Origin of the sequence: Myxococcus xanthus, assembly GCF_006402735.1 — a bacterium.
In the GTDB taxonomy this organism is placed as follows: domain Bacteria; phylum Myxococcota; class Myxococcia; order Myxococcales; family Myxococcaceae; genus Myxococcus; species Myxococcus xanthus_A.
In genome coordinates this window covers 4829031-4842730 of the sequence record NZ_CP017174.1, presented here as the reverse complement: position 1 = coordinate 4842730, position 13700 = coordinate 4829031, and the positions used below count along the sequence as shown (strand labels likewise).

12 protein-coding genes are annotated in these 13700 nt (G+C 70.0%); 7 read left to right on the top strand and 5 right to left on the bottom strand.

Annotation, left to right across the window (positions count from 1 at the left end; translation table 11 throughout):
- Positions 1-66 precede the first annotated feature (66 nt).
- The gene (locus BHS09_RS20040) at positions 67-912 is read left to right on the top strand and encodes a LysM peptidoglycan-binding domain-containing protein (RefSeq protein ID WP_237079701.1); all 846 of its coding nucleotides are present in this window, start codon (positions 67-69) and stop codon (positions 910-912) included.
- Between the two features lie 85 nt (positions 913-997).
- Here BHS09_RS20040 and lon read toward each other — a convergent pair whose 3' ends face one another.
- Positions 998-3481: an endopeptidase La gene (gene lon / locus BHS09_RS20035; protein WP_140798612.1), complete on the bottom strand. Its 2484-nt coding sequence runs from the start codon at positions 3479-3481 to the stop codon at positions 998-1000.
- A 236-nt stretch (positions 3482-3717) separates the two neighbouring features.
- Between lon and BHS09_RS20030 the strand changes: the two genes are divergently transcribed.
- From BHS09_RS20030 to BHS09_RS20015, 4 genes are all read left to right on the top strand, one after another.
- Positions 3718-4932 (top strand): vWA domain-containing protein, encoded by a 1215-nt coding sequence (locus tag BHS09_RS20030; RefSeq protein ID WP_174259305.1) that lies wholly within the window; start codon positions 3718-3720, stop codon positions 4930-4932.
- Positions 4933-5073: 141 nt separating this feature from the next.
- Positions 5074-5946, top strand: a complete 873-nt coding sequence (locus BHS09_RS20025) for an ImuA family protein (protein WP_140798611.1) — start codon at positions 5074-5076, stop codon at positions 5944-5946.
- 8 nt (positions 5947-5954) lie between these two features.
- Entirely contained in the window at positions 5955-7466 is a 1512-nt protein-coding gene (locus BHS09_RS20020) for a Y-family DNA polymerase (protein ID WP_140798610.1), read from the top strand.
- Between the two features lie 52 nt (positions 7467-7518).
- Positions 7519-8049: a hypothetical protein gene (locus tag BHS09_RS20015; RefSeq protein ID WP_237079700.1), complete on the top strand. Its 531-nt coding sequence runs from the start codon at positions 7519-7521 to the stop codon at positions 8047-8049.
- A gap of 19 nt (positions 8050-8068) precedes the next feature.
- Here BHS09_RS20015 and BHS09_RS20010 read toward each other — a convergent pair whose 3' ends face one another.
- Entirely contained in the window at positions 8069-8599 is a 531-nt protein-coding gene (locus BHS09_RS20010) for an FHA domain-containing protein (protein ID WP_171410408.1), read from the bottom strand.
- 100 nt (positions 8600-8699) lie between these two features.
- On the opposite strand from BHS09_RS20010, the gene BHS09_RS20005 reads away from it, so the two are divergent.
- Positions 8700-9674 carry an NAD-dependent epimerase/dehydratase family protein gene (locus tag BHS09_RS20005; protein WP_140798608.1) on the top strand — a complete coding sequence of 325 codons (975 nt, stop codon included), beginning with the start codon at positions 8700-8702 and terminating at the stop codon, positions 9672-9674.
- Between the two features lie 63 nt (positions 9675-9737).
- Here the strand turns inward: BHS09_RS20005 and BHS09_RS20000 are convergent, their stop codons facing one another.
- A complete protein-coding gene (locus BHS09_RS20000; RefSeq protein ID WP_140798607.1) occupies positions 9738-11240 on the bottom strand; it encodes an ATP-binding cassette domain-containing protein in 1503 nt (500 codons plus the stop codon).
- Positions 11241-11479: 239 nt separating this feature from the next.
- Positions 11480-11854 (bottom strand): hypothetical protein, encoded by a 375-nt coding sequence (locus BHS09_RS19995; RefSeq protein ID WP_237077257.1) that lies wholly within the window; start codon positions 11852-11854, stop codon positions 11480-11482.
- 197 nt (positions 11855-12051) lie between these two features.
- Between BHS09_RS19995 and BHS09_RS19985 the strand changes: the two genes are divergently transcribed.
- Positions 12052-12501 (top strand): phytanoyl-CoA dioxygenase family protein, encoded by a 450-nt coding sequence (locus tag BHS09_RS19985; protein WP_140792227.1) that lies wholly within the window; start codon positions 12052-12054, stop codon positions 12499-12501.
- Positions 12502-12593: 92 nt separating this feature from the next.
- Here the strand turns inward: BHS09_RS19985 and BHS09_RS19980 are convergent, their stop codons facing one another.
- Positions 12594-13700 (bottom strand): SPFH domain-containing protein, encoded by a 1107-nt coding sequence (locus tag BHS09_RS19980; protein ID WP_140792225.1) that lies wholly within the window; start codon positions 13698-13700, stop codon positions 12594-12596.

Below are 13700 nucleotides of genomic sequence, written 5' to 3'. Positions count from 1 at the left end.
CATGAGGGTCTGCCCACTGGGTACGCGTTCGTGATGCCTGCCGGGGGCTGGGCGCTGGAACGGCGCTTGCGCCAGCTCGCGCAGGATGCGTCCAATCAGCGCACGCTCCAGTCCCTGGTCTACGCGCATGGACACCGCAGTGGGGTGCGCGCACCGCTGCCGGTGGATGAAGTGGTGCGGCAAGCCGCGCTTCTTCTGGACGCGGGAGTCCTCCGGCTGGCGCAGGCTCCTCCGCGTGAATCCTCCGTTCCGCCGCCATTCTCCGGTCCGCGGACAGAACGCGTGTCTGCGCCGGTGGAGGAGCCGGTCTGGCTGCGGCTTCAGGTGGTGGACGACGTCACCGATGTGCCCATTGCCGGCGTCCAGTTACGCATCCAACTCGACGACCGGTCTGAGCAGCAGGCTCGGACGGATTCTGAGGGCCGCATCGACCTGAGGGACGTTCCAAAGGGGAATGCCCACGTCCTGTCCGTCCTCAAGGGCGCCACCCTGGATAACACCCTCGCGCTGGTACGGACGGGAGGGCCGTGGTCCCAGCAGAAACTCGCGAAGAGCGGTCAGAGGGCGAGGGTGGCCAGCGCGCCGCGTTTCCTCGCACGAGTCACCCAGCACCGGGTCATTGACGGAGAGACGCTGGAGAGCGTGGCGGAGATGTATGGCCTCACGGTGGAGGAACTCACCCGCTTCAACTGGGACACCACGGATGCGGCGGACATCGAGCGGCACCTCATCCTCGACGTGGGCTGCACGCGTAAGGGCTCGCGTGGGCAGTACGTCTTCACCCGAGAGGACGACCCGGGCATCCTCTACGTTCCCCGTCCAGAGGCCGTCCCCCGGCTGCCCGTGGAGCACAGTCACATCCTGCGGGTGAAGCGCGTCCCGGAGCCGCGTCACTTCCTGTTCTCGCTCTGAGCGCCACCAGTCCCGCAAAGACAACGGGCAGGTTCCCAGAAGGGAACCTGCCCGTGTCACTTCCTATGGGCTGGAAGGTCGTGCGCTAGGCGCGGACCTCAGGGGCGGACTCGGCCGGCTTCGGCAGCGGAGCCTCCTTGCCCGGCTCGCCGCCCGGGGTGCCCGCCACACCGACGGGAGGTGTCTCCAGCGCCGCCTTCAGGACCTCGTCCATGTGGGTGACGAAGATGAACTCCAGCTCGTTGCGCGCCTGATCCGGCACGTCGATCAGGTCCTTGCGGCACCGCTCGGGCAGGATAACCCGCTTGATGCCCGCCCGGTGCGCCGCCAGCACCTTCTCCTTGATGCCACCCACCGGCAGCACCAGGCCACGCAGCGTGGCCTCGCCCGTCATCGCAGTGTCGTGACGCACGCGGATGCCCGTCAGGAGGCTGGTGAGCGCCGTCAGGATGGTGACGCCCGCGGAAGGCCCGTCCTTCGGAATGGAGCCCGCCGGGAAGTGCAGGTGCAGGTCCGTCTTCTCCAGGAAGTTCGGGCTGATGCCGAGCTGCTCGGCCTTGCTGCGCAGGTAGCTCAGCGCCGCTGTGGCGCTCTCCTTCATCACGTCGCCCAGCTGGCCGGTGAGCGTCATGCCGCCCTTGCCCGCCATCTTCGTCGCCTCGATGAAGAGCAGGTCGCCACCCGCCGCCGTCCAGGCCAGGCCCGTGGCCACACCCGGAACCTCGGTGCGCTCGGCGACCTCGGAGTAGAACATCTCGGGCCCGAGGATCTCCTTCACCCGGTCCGCGTTGATGGTCTGCTTCTCCGTCTTCCCGCCGGCCACCTCCACCGCCACCGCGCGGCAGATGTCCGCGATGCGGCGCTCCAGGTTACGCACACCGGCCTCGCGCGTGTACGCGGTGGTCAGCGTGAGCAGCGCCTCGTCGGTGATGTCGATGTGGTCCGGGCTCAGCCCGTGCTCCTTGAGCTGCTTGGGCACCAGGTGGATGCGGGCGATGCTCTGCTTCTCCTCGAAGGTGTAGCCCGTCAGCTCGATGATCTCCATGCGGTCACGCAGCGGACCGGGGATGGGGTCGAGCTGGTTCGCCGTGGCGACGAACATCACCTTGGACAAATCGAAGGGCACGTCGAGGTAGTGGTCGCTGAACGTGTTGTTCTGCTCCGGATCCAGCACCTCGAGGAGCGCCGCGCTCGGGTCGCCACGGAAGTCGGCGCCGAGCTTGTCAATTTCGTCCAGCATCATGACCGGGTTCTTCGTGCCGGCCTTCTTCATGCTCTGGATGAAGCGGCCGGGGAGGGCGCCCACGTAGGTGCGGCGGTGGCCGCGGATCTCCGCCTCGTCGCGCACGCCGCCCAGCGACAGGCGCACGAACTTGCGGCCCGTGGCCTTGGCCACGCTCTGGCCCAGCGACGTCTTACCGACGCCCGGCGGACCGACGAGGCACAGGATGGGGCCACGCATGTCGTTCTTCAGCTTGCGGACGGCCAGGTACTCCAGGATGCGCTTCTTCACCTTCTTGATGCCGAAGTGATCCTTGTCCAGTTGCTGGCGTGCGTTCTCGATGTCGAGGTTGTCCTCGGACATCTTCGCCCACGGCAGGTCGGCGATCCAATCCAGGTAGGTGCGCGAGACGGTGTACTCGCTGGAGGCCGCCGGAATCGTCTTCAGGCGGTTGAGCTCCTTGTTGGCGACCTTCTCCACGTCGGGCGGCAGGCCGGCCTTCTTCAGGCGCTCCTGCAGCTCGTCGAGCTCCTCTTCCTCCTCGCCCATCTCCCCCAGCTCTTCCTTGATGGCCTTGAGCTGCTGGCGCAGGTAGTACTCGCGCTGGGTCTTCGACATCTCGCCCTTCACGGCGGAGTCGATCTTGTTAGAGAGCTTGAGGATCTCCCGCTTCCGGTTGAGCAGCTCCAGCACGAGCTTCATCCGGGCCTTGAGGTCCACCGTCTCCAGGACGGCCTGCTTCTCCTCGATGGGCACGTCCACGTTGGCGGCGATCAGGTCCGCCAGGTGGCCGGGGTGGGTGATGCTCTCCACCAGCTCGGTGGCGGCGGCGGGCAGCTCGGGCATCAGCTCGATGACCTCGCGCGCCAGCTTCTTGAGGTTGATGCCCAGCGCCTCGACTTCCACGTTCTCCGAAGAGGTCTTGTCCTCCACGGCGTCCACGCGGGCCTTGAGGTAGGGCGCTTCCTGGACCAGCTCCACCACGCGGAAGCGGGCGAGCCCCTGCACCACGAGCGAGTAGTTGTCCTCGCCCATCTTCAGGAGCTTCACGATGCGGGCGACCGTCCCCATGGTGTAGAGGTCGGCGGCACCCGGATCTTCTTCTTCGGCGCGGCGCTGGGTGACGACACCGATGACCTGGTCGTCACGCACGGCGTCCTTGATCAGGGCGATGGTCTTCTGGCGGCCGACCGCCAGCGGAAGCACCCCGCCCGGGAAGAAGACACTGTTGCGCAGGGGGAGGATGGGAAGCACCTGCGGGATGTCTTCCTTGTTGATGAGCCCCGGAGGGGCCATCGCGGTGGGCATAGCGCTCGCAGCGGTGCCCTTCTTCTTCTCATCGGACATGAAGTTCAGCCTTTTCCCTTCGACAACCAGTGAACATTTCCAGGTTTTCTGCGGCGGATGAACCAACGTAACAACCAAAACGGACATGGCAAACGCAGTGTGCGTTTTTCCGCCCCCCGTCATCTCTCCCGGGTTCCTCGGAAGTCTCGCGTCCGGACGTAGGGTGGGGCATGATCGCCCCCCTAGCATCTGACGCGGCGCCCCGCCGGGGTGCGCAGCTCTTCGAGAGGCCCCCCATGAAGCTCCGACCCTTCGCCCACCTGCTCCTGCTGCCGTCCCTCTTGTGGACGTCATGCCGGTCGCCCGTCGACGAACCGGGCTCCAATCTGCCCGGGAAGTGCGAGAGCGAGTCCCCCGTCATCGCGCCGCAGAAGACGGACATCCTCTTCGTCATCGACAACTCCGGCTCCATGGAGGAGGAGCAGAACGCCATCGCCACCGAGCTGCCCGCCTTCCTGGAGGCGCTCAAGGAGGGCAGCGGCGTCTCGCAGGACTTCCGGGTGGGCGTGATCACCACGTCCGTGTACCGGCTGGCCATGTTCCAGGGGCAGGAGCAGTACCGCGAGTACACCAGGGAGTCTGGCCGGTTGCAGCGCGTGCCGGACGCGGCGGGCAACCCCACCGACGAGCGCTTCATCGACGGCACGGATCCGTACGTGCTGGAGAAGTTCCGCCGGCTGGTGATCCGGGGGACGGATGGCAGCGGGCAGGAGACGCCCTTCGAGGCGGTCCGGCTGGCCGTGACGGAGCCGCTGGTGTCGACGCCGGGGGCGGAGAACGGCAACGCCGGGTTCCTGCGCGACGGCGCGCGGCTGCTGGTGGCGGTGGTCACCGACGAGGAAGACTGCAGCACCATCCAGCGCCCTCCTCCGGTGTGGGTGTCCGACGACACGTCCATCGACAACTGCAGTGAGCAGTCCCATCTGCTGACGCCGGTGGAGGAGTACTTCGCCACGTTCCAGCAACTCCGGGATTCAACGGGGGCCTCGCGTCAGGTGCTCTGGGCCACGATTGGGCCGGTGGCGCTGTCCGACAAGCGGGCGGAGCTGATCCGCGACGTGACGCCCGACGGCACCTTCGTGCGCAACGTCGACTGCCCGACCTCCTACGGTCCCGGCCACCGGCAGCGCGCCATGGCGGAGGCGTTCGACCAGGGGCTCGACAACCTCGATTCCATCTGCCGGGACAACTACCGCGACACCCTGCTGCGCATCGCGGAGCTGGCCACGGTGGCGCAGAGCATCGAAGTGGTGAACCTGCCCGACCCCCGGCTGGTCCAGGTGGAGCTGACGCGCGCCAATGACGAGGTGGAGCGGTGCTCGGTGGCCGCGGGCGACCTGCGCTACGAGGCCTCCACGGAGGCGTACCCGGCCCGCCTGTTCTTCCAGTCGAGCTGCCTGCGCCGCGCGGACGACAAGAAGGTGGAGGTGAAGGTCCTCTGCGCCGGCTGATGCCCGGGTGAACCCGCGCCAGCGGGTCTGATCCACGCACCCACCGCCATGCGTCCCATGAAGGCGCATGTCAGACCTCTGAGGATAGTGGACGACCGCCCCGCCGGTCGTCCGGTCCGGAGGGGCTGGCGAGGAGGCGAGATGAGCGCGGCGGAGCAGCGAGTGGGAGCGGGGCAGGGAACGGGCTCGGTCATGGAGCAGCTTCGGGAGCGGATCCGCCAGTTGCAGGCGGCGCCCCGGCGCTACCTGGCGGTGCTCCGCACGGGCCTGTCGGCGGTGGACGCCCTGCTGCCGACGGGGGGCCTGCCACTGGGGCAGGTGGTGGAGTTGTGCGGTGAGGCGGCCTCGGGGCGCACCAGCCTGGCGCTGCACGCGGTGGCCGCGGCGCACCAGGAGGCGCGGCTGTGCGCCTGGGTGGATGGCCCCCGGGAGCTCTACTCGCCCTCGGCCGCGGCCCTGGGTGTGGACCTGGAGCGGCTGCTCATCGTCCGGCCCCAGGCTCCTGAGCAGCGCGTCTGGGCGGCGGTGCAGCTGGCCCGGAGCGGGGCCTTCGCCTGCGTGGTGCTGGACCTGACGCGCGGCGTGAATCCCGGCGGGCGCGCGTGCCGGGTGGCCCTGGCGGAGGCGCGCAAGCTGGCGGACGCGGCGGCGCGCGGCGGCGGGCTGCTCCTGCTGCTTACTTCGCCAGAGTCCCCAGCGGACGGCGTGGTCCGGCTGCGGACGGAGGCTCGGGACGGAGACGGCTGGTCGGTGGAGGTGGTGCGCAGCCGGCAGGGGGGCACGGGCGCTCGGGCGGAGCTGCCGTGGAGCGCGCTGTACCCGGCGCTGGGGCTGGAGGGAGGCGGCCGGTTGCTGGACGTGGCTGAGGACACGGAGGACGACACGCCGGACTTCCTGCGAGATCAGTCCGGGGCGCTGCGCAACGGGCTGGGCATCCTGGGCCAGCGTCCCGGCCGTGACGCGCCCATGCCGCCCATGCGGCAGGGACTGGACGCGGCCCTGCCGGCGCACTGAGGCACGACATGCGCAGGGCCTATCTGCACCTCACCCGCTTCCCGGCGCAGCGCCGGGTGGTGGAGTCCCCGGAACTTGCGGGCCGTCCCTTCGCGCTGGTGGAGGCGGTGCGTGGCCAGCGCCGCGTGGCCTTCGCCTCCACCTCGGCGCTGAAGGCGGGGGTACGCCCGGGGATGACGCTGACGGCGGCCACCGCGCTGGAGCCAGGGCTGCGTCACTTCGACTATCGCCCGGAGGACGAGCTGCGCGCGCTGACGGCGCTGGGCGAGGCGCTGCTGCCACTGGCCCCGGGTTTCCAGCTCTGCGCACCGGATGGATTGTGGTTGGACGCGGGGGCCGCGCACCTGTGCGACAGCGAGGAAGGCCTGGGCACGCGGATGCTGTCGCTGTGCGCCGAGCTGGGTTACCGGGCGCACGTGGTGGTGGCCTCGGAGGCCTTCACCTCGCGCGCGGTGGCCCGGCATGGCGCGCGCCGGGTGGAGGTGGTGGCTCCGGGGGACAGTGCTCGGGCCCTGGCGCCGTTGCCGCTGTCCGCGTTGGAAGGCCGCGAGGGGGCGGCGTTCTCCGCGCTGGGCCTCACCACGCTGGGCGAGGTGGCGGCGCTGCCCGCGGGGGCCGTGGCGGCCCGGGGCGGCGCGGCTGGCGCACGGGTTCATGCGCGGTGCCGCGGAGAGGACGACACGCCCTTCGTCCCCGCGGCGCTGGAAGAGGTGTTGGAGGAGCGCGTGGTGCTGGACTTCCCGGCCGAGTCCTTCGAGCCGCTGCGCTTCGCGCTCAAGACGCTGACGGACCGGCTGGGGGCACGGTTGTCCGGGCGGTGCCGGGCGGCGGTGCGGCTCACCTTCACGCTGAAGTTGGACCCCTCGGGGCAACGGCAGGTGACGCTGACGCTGGCGCGGCCCACGGCGCGGGCGAAGCTGTTGCACGAGTTGGCGCGGCACCGGCTGGAGGAACTGCGGCTGGAGAACCCGGTGGCGGAGGTGTCCGCTCGGGTGGACGAGCACTCCGAGGACGGAGGACAGCAGCTCGCGCTGGGGGACGCGCCGGAGGGCGACGCGGCGCTGGAAGTCGTGCTGTCGCGGCTGGCGTCCACGTTGGGGGAGGCGTCGCTCTTCGCGGCGGGCCTGGAGGCGGTCCACCGGCCCGAGGCGGCCCATGGAACACGGGCCTTCCGGCCTCCGGAGGCGCGGCGGGGCCTGTCGGCGGAGCTGCTGGAGCCAGGAGCCCGGCGCGCCTCGGTGCAGGCGGCCTCACGGGAGCGTCCCTCCCGGTTACTGGCGGAGCCGGCGTGTCTGGACGCGGAAGTGGCGGAGTCCGGACGCTTGCTGGCCGCGCGCATGGGGGGCCGGCGGCACCGGGTGACGGCGCTCACGGGGCCGGAGCGGCTGGGCGGGGAGTGGTGGTCGGAGACGCCCTTTCAACGGGACTACTATCGGGTCCACTTCGAGGGGCTGGGCCCCGCCTGGGTGTTCCGCGACGGACGGGATGGACGTTTCTATCTCCAGGGACTGTTCGACTGAGGCCCGGCGGCCCAGCATAGTGGCCTCGTACCCGTCTCCCAGGTTCCCCGTCATGCGCGTCTTCCGTCCCGCGGCCGTCCTGCTTTGCCTCCTGCTCGCTTCGTGCGCTCCGCGTCAGGTCCGCCCGCCGGGGGCCCTGCGCAAGGTGGTGGTGGTGGTGGGCTCCCGGGTGGATGCGCTGCCGACCTTCACGTACCGGCAGGACATGATGGGAGAAGGCAACCCCCGTTCGGTGCTCGTCAGCCAGGCCCAGGCCACGCTGAGTGAGCGGGGCTTCGAGGTGGTGGGGACGCGCATCTCCCAGGCACCGTCACCCACCATCCACGAGGTGGTGGCGATGATCCAGGACAACGAGGCCGAGGCCGGAGTGGTGGTGGTGCTGAACTGGGTGGACGTGACGTCCGCCCAGCTGATGGGCCGCGCGGAGGTGCTGCTGGAGACGGGGGTGGTGGGACCCAACGGCAAGCTGCGGTGGAGCAACCCCACGCGCACCGTCTCCACGATTGGCATGTACCAGGCGCAGACGGACCTCCGCTCCTACCTGCGCAAGGCGGTGGTGGAGGCCATCCAGGCCATTCCGTGAGCTCCGGGCTGGGGCCGGCTCAGGGGGCCTTCTTCGGGCTGGCCAGGCGCAGGTGTTCGTAGACGGTTTCGGCGCGAAGGTAGAGGAACTGGGCGTCGCCGAAGGCCAGGGTGTCCCCGTCGTGGAGCAGCACCTGGGCACGGTAGCCCAGGGGGGCACCGTTGATGAAGGTGCCGTTCATGGACTCGGCGTCACGCACGGAGAAGCCGCCGCGGGCGGCGTTCCAGCGCATCGTGGCGTGATGCTGGGAGACGGACGGGTCGGGCACCACCAGGTCGCACTCCTCGGTGCGGCCGACCGTCAGCTCCTCGCCGTCCACGGAGGGCTGGAGGAAGTGGACCTCCAGGTTGTCGAAGTCGCGGAGCATGGCGAGCAGCCGCTCGTCCATGTGCGCGCGGTGTGCCATGCCGACGGTGCGTGCCGCCAGGCCCCGGCTGTGCTGGCCGACGAGTTCCACGGGCTGCTGGATGAGGGCCACGGGGCCGGACGCGGCCCGGAACGCGTCCAGCGAGGCACCGGCGAAGGGGCGGAGCTGATTCACGGACACCATGAGGGCCTCCACCCTACGTGCAAGTGGCGGGGACGGGAAGCGCCGCGTCCACGTCTTCCGCCGTGGCGTGTTGGGGGTAGGCGTGGGAGCGTGGAGGTGGATGCGGGTACTCGTCACGGGAGCTGCGGGTTTCATTGCCCACCACGTCAGTGCACGGCTGCTGGCGCGCGGTGATGCCGTCATCGGCGTGGACAACCTGGACCCGTCCGGGGACGTGGCGTTGAAGCAGGCCCGGCTGGCGCGGCTCGGCACGCTGCCGGGGGCGACGGGCTTCACCTTCCGACCCGTGGATGTTACCGACAGCCCCTCGCTGCGAGCGCTCTTCGAGGAGACGCGCCCCGAGGCCGTAGTGCATCTGGCCGCGCGTGTGGGCGTGCGGGCGCCGGCGGGCACCGCGCAGGCGTACGTGGACGCCAACGTGTCGGGGTTCCTCCAGGTGCTGGAGCAGGCCAGCGCGGCCCGGGTGCGGCACCTGGTCTACGCGTCCTCCAGCTCCGTGTATGGCGCGGGCTCGGTGCCGCCGTTCCAGGAAGGCGCCGCGGCGGACCACCCGCTCAGCGTCTACGCGGCCACCAAGCGCGCCGATGAACTGCTGGCGCACGCGTACAGCCATCTGCATGGGCTCCCCACCAGTGGCCTGCGCTTCTTCACGGTGTACGGCCCCTGGGGACGACCCGACATGGCCCCACTGCGCTTTCTCCAGGCCCTGCGTGACGGCACCGAGCTGTCACTGCACGGCGAAGGCCGGATGCAGCGCGACTTCACGTACGTGGAGGACGTGGCCGAGGCCGTGGTGCGCGTGCTGGACCGGCCGCCCCCAGGGGCACCTCGCCATCGCGTCCTCAACGTGGGCCGGGGCGAGCCTGTCTCGGTGCGGGCCTTCCTCTCCGTCCTGGAGCGGCTCCTGGGCGCCCGGGCGCGGGTGAAGTCCACGCCCGCGCAGCCTGGGGAGATGGACGCGACCTGGGCGGACCCTGCCGCGCTGGAGCGGGAGACGGGATTCCGGCCGCGCGTCTCCGTGGAGGAGGGACTGACACGGCTGGTGGCGTGGTTCCACGAACAGTCGGGCACCTGAGGAAGAACAACGAGACGTGGCTGGGCGTCTTCAACGTGCCTTGAGGCGGGGCCTCTGTGCCGGCTACCCGGACGTCACCGTCACCTGGCCATGCTCCACGCGCCACACCTCGGAGGTGCTGGCCTGGGCGAAGGACGTGTCATGCGTGACGAGCATCAGCGCGCCGGGGTACTCCCGCAGCGCCGCCTCCAGCCGTTCGATGGACGGCAGGTCCAGGTGGTTGGTGGGCTCGTCCAGCACCAGGGCCCAGGCGTGTTGTCCCAGTCCCCGGGCGATGAGGAGCTTGCGCACCTCGCCGGGGGAGGGTTGCTCGGAGGCGAGCAGCCGCTCCGGGTCCACGCCGAGCGCCGCGACGAGTGACAGCACACGTCCGCGTTCCTCGGGCGGCAGTGCGCGCACCGCGTCCAGCGTGGCCCGGGCCTCGTCCGCGCTGACGTCCTGGGGCAGGTAGAGCACGCGCTCCAGCGGAATGCGCGCGTTCTCCAGCAGTGCGCGCACCAGGGTGCTCTTGCCGGCGCCGTTGGGCCCTTCGATGCGCACACGGGCCTCGCGGCTCACGGAGAGATTCACGGGGCCCAGCAGCTCCACGTCACCGGCGCGGAGGCCGGGCACGTCCAGCGTGAAGAGCCACGGGTTCGGCGCGCGCACGTAGTCCAGGAAGACGGAGCGGCCCACCGTCTTGTCCGCGGTGAACTCGCCCACGGCCTCGCTGACGCGCTCCAACTCGCGTCGTGCGGTGCCCACGCGCCGCCCGGCCCCTGCCTCCGCCCAGCCGGCCACCACCTTGGCGCCCATGGAGCGGGCGTCGTTGTCGTGTTTGTTCTTCAGTCGCTTGCGGGTGTGCCGCGCGGCATCCGCGGACTGTTGTTCGCGCCGGGCCTGGTCCAGCAGATGCGCCGCGCGGCGTTGTTCGGCGCGGGCTTGCTGGTGGGTGGCGATTTCAGTCTCACGCTCGGCTTCCCAGTGCGCCCGCGCGGCGGTGTAGGCGCCGGGCCACAGCCGCGCGCTTCCGTGGTGGACGCGCAGCGTGGAGGTGGTGAGGGACTCCAGCAGGTCGCGGTCGTGTGACACCACGATGCCCAGGCCCCGGAAGCGGCGCAGCGCGGAGACCAGCCATGTGCGGGCCTCCGCATCCAGGTGGTTGGTGGGTTCGTCCAAGAGCAGCAAGTGGGGCTCCGCAGCCAGGGCGGCGCCCACCTGCCACCGCTTGCGCTCGCCCGGGGACAGCGTGGGCCAGCGCTCCAGCGCGGTGACGTCCAGGCCCAACTGGCCGTGCAGTCGCCGCGCGACGGAGTCCCACGACTCCGCGAAGGCGGAGATGTCGGGCGTCAGCGCCTCCACCTCCTGCCGGCAGAGGCGGAGGGTGGGGGCGGAGGGTTCGAACTGAAGGTGTCCCTCGGTGGGCGTCAGCTCTCCCGCCAACAGCCGGAGCAGGGTGGACTTGCCGGCGCCATTGGCGCCCACGAGCCCCGTCCAGCCAGGGGACAGGTGGAAGTCGACTTCAGAGAGGACGGGAACGGCGTCGGAAAAGGCGAACGAAACGCGGTGCGCGCGCACGGAAGACATAAAGGAAGCTCCTGAATCCAGGGCGCAAGCCAGCCCGAAGGCGGCTCAGCGCGGGAACGTCAACGGACCTGGGAATTCAGCGAAGCGTCCTCAAGGGTGCGTCTGACCTCTCGTTGGGAGGGGGCGTCAATCCCTCCTGGGGATGGCTGCAATCTATGTCCAGACGCGCGCCGGAATGCAACCCCCGCCTTCATGCGGGCAGGGGGCACTCCTCCGGCAGTGCGTCCGGCTGTCGCGCATCAACCTGCCGCGGGCGCGGCGAAGTTCCCCATGCGGCGGGAGAGCCGCCACGCGCCGATGGACGCCAGCACGGCGCCCAGCATGGCAAGCAGCAAGGCGAGCGCCACGTTGTACAGCGCCTCGAAGGTGCCGATGAAGAGCACGCGCGGGCCCTGGTCCCACAGCGGGCCGCTATAGGCGTGCAGGAGGGAGAGGATGCCGGTGGCGAAGCCGAGCGTGCCGGCAATCAAGGTGCAGAGTCCCAGCGACAGCATCAACGGCACGTAGCGCGGCGCGGGCCGGCGCGCGTACTGGACGCAGGTGGCGATGAGTGCGATTCCCGCGAGCAACGTGGGGTACATCCCCCAGCCTCCTGCGATGAAGATGTTCTGCATGCTCTCCTCCGGTGGGTGTGTTCGGAGGCTCTGACATCCGGACAAATGGAAGGTTCCCGCGAAGCGGCGGCGCGCGTCGTCCCCACGGTGGAGCAGGTGACGGGACGCGCCGGGCGGACCTTCGCGTCCTGGGCCATCGAGCACGCCAGCGCGTTCCGTGCGGAGTTGAATCCCGAACCTGCACCCAGGAGACATCCATGGCGTTGCATGAGCGCGAAGTCACGCAGTATCGGACCGATGGCTACCTGAAGGTTCCGCAGGTGCTCACTCCCGCGGAGGTCGCCGAGTTCCTCGAGGAGGCCACGGCGATGCTGCGCCGTCATGACACCCTCCAATGGCCCTCCGAAGCGGGGAGGGTCATGGATTGGGGCGCGGACGCGGAGCTCGAAAGCCGCCTCATGCGCCGCCTGGCGCTCCATCCCGAGGTGACGGCCATCGCGGAGCAACTGGCTGGCCGGCCGTTGCGACTGTTCAAGTCGGAGCTCCTGCGCAAGGAGCAGGTGGGCTCGGCGCCCACGCCCGTGCACGTCGACGAAGGCGCATTCCCCATCAGCGGTGAGCTGGTGACGCTCACCGCCTGGGTGGCGCTGGTGGATGTTCCCGCCGAGCGGGGTTGCATGACGTTCGCTGAGCGGGCCCCGTCCTGATTCGCCCCGCTGCAGCGCGGGGACGAACGCGAGCCCTGCTCAGTGTCCCGCGAGAGGCGTCTTCCTCCCGCGGGGGCTGCCTACGCCTGGGCTCAGTCGTCCTGCGTGTCCAGGGCGGGCCGCTGGCGCCGAGGGGCCACGGCGGGCGTGCTGCCGGGGAGGGTGGCGTGCTCGGGGACCGCCGTGTTCCTGGCAATGGCCTGGGCGCTCAGGCTCGCGGCGGAGCGGGCCGGCGCCGGGGCGGGCCTGGTGGCATCCCCGGTCTGGGCGAAGACCTCCTTGAGCGTGGCGACGGCGCCCAGCGTGGCGGTGGCCTCGTAGGGGACGAATATCTTGTTGTCGCCCTTGCCCAGCTCCTGGAGGGTCTCCATGTAGCGCAGCGCGAGCACCTCGGGGGTGGCGCGGCCGGTGTGGATGGCCTCGAAGACGAGCCGGGTGGCCTCGGCCTTGCCTTCGGCCTGCAGCATGGTGGCGCGCTTGTGGCCTTCGGCGCGGGCAACCTCGGCGTCGCGTTCGGCCTCGGCGCGGAGGATGCGGGAGATCTTCTCGCCCTCGGCCTGGAGGATGGCGGCGGCCTTGTCGCCCTCGGCCTTGGTGACCTCGGCGCGGCGCTCACGCTCGGCGGTCATCTGCTTGGCCATGGCGGCCTTGATGGCCTGGGGCGGCTCGATTTCGCGCAGCTCCACGCGCGTCACCTTGACGCCCCACTTCTCGGTGGCCTCGTCCAGCACGATGCGCAGCTTGGTGTTGACCGTCTCGCGGCTGGTGAGCGTCTGGTCCAGCGTCAGCCCGCCCATGATGTTGCGCAGGTTCGTCATCGTGAGCTGCTCGATGGCGAGCGCGAGGTTCTCCACCTGATAGAGCGCCTTCGCGGGCTCGACGATCTGGTAGTAGATGACCGAGCCGACCTCCATGTTGACGTTGTCGTGGGTGATGACCTGGACGGTGTCGAAGCCCATGACCTGCTCACGCAGGTCCACGAGGTTGCTGCGCATGAAGCGGTTGCCCGTGCGCATCTCGATGGCGCGGGGGGCATCCACGAAGGGGACGAGGTAGTTGAGGCCGCTGCTGGCGGTCTTGTAGAACTTGCCCAGTCGCTCCACGACCATGACCTTGGCCTGCGGAACGATGCGGATACCGGTGGCGGCGATGCCCACCAGGATGACCGCGAAGATGCCGAAAATCGTCACGATTTCCAT

What these genes read in the sequence shown, in the direction of transcription:
- lon (WP_140798612.1), bottom strand. Translation starts at nt 3,481, where the DNA reads ATGTCCGATGAGAAGAAGAAGGGCACCGCTGCGAGCGCTATGCCCACC.
- BHS09_RS20030 (WP_174259305.1), top strand. Translation starts at nt 3,718, where the DNA reads ATGAAGCTCCGACCCTTCGCCCACCTGCTCCTGCTGCCGTCCCTCTTG.
- BHS09_RS20025 (WP_140798611.1), top strand. Translation starts at nt 5,074, where the DNA reads ATGAGCGCGGCGGAGCAGCGAGTGGGAGCGGGGCAGGGAACGGGCTCG.
- BHS09_RS20020 (WP_140798610.1), top strand. Translation starts at nt 5,955, where the DNA reads ATGCGCAGGGCCTATCTGCACCTCACCCGCTTCCCGGCGCAGCGCCGG.
- BHS09_RS20015 (WP_237079700.1), top strand. Translation starts at nt 7,519, where the DNA reads ATGCGCGTCTTCCGTCCCGCGGCCGTCCTGCTTTGCCTCCTGCTCGCT.
- BHS09_RS20010 (WP_171410408.1), bottom strand. Translation starts at nt 8,599, where the DNA reads ATGGTGTCCGTGAATCAGCTCCGCCCCTTCGCCGGTGCCTCGCTGGAC.
- BHS09_RS20005 (WP_140798608.1), top strand. Translation starts at nt 8,700, where the DNA reads ATGCGGGTACTCGTCACGGGAGCTGCGGGTTTCATTGCCCACCACGTC.
- BHS09_RS20000 (WP_140798607.1), bottom strand. Translation starts at nt 11,240, where the DNA reads ATGTCTTCCGTGCGCGCGCACCGCGTTTCGTTCGCCTTTTCCGACGCC.
- BHS09_RS19995 (WP_237077257.1), bottom strand. Translation starts at nt 11,854, where the DNA reads ATGCAGAACATCTTCATCGCAGGAGGCTGGGGGATGTACCCCACGTTG.
- BHS09_RS19985 (WP_140792227.1), top strand. Translation starts at nt 12,052, where the DNA reads ATGGCGTTGCATGAGCGCGAAGTCACGCAGTATCGGACCGATGGCTAC.
- BHS09_RS19980 (WP_140792225.1), bottom strand. Translation starts at nt 13,700, where the DNA reads ATGGAAATCGTGACGATTTTCGGCATCTTCGCGGTCATCCTGGTGGGC.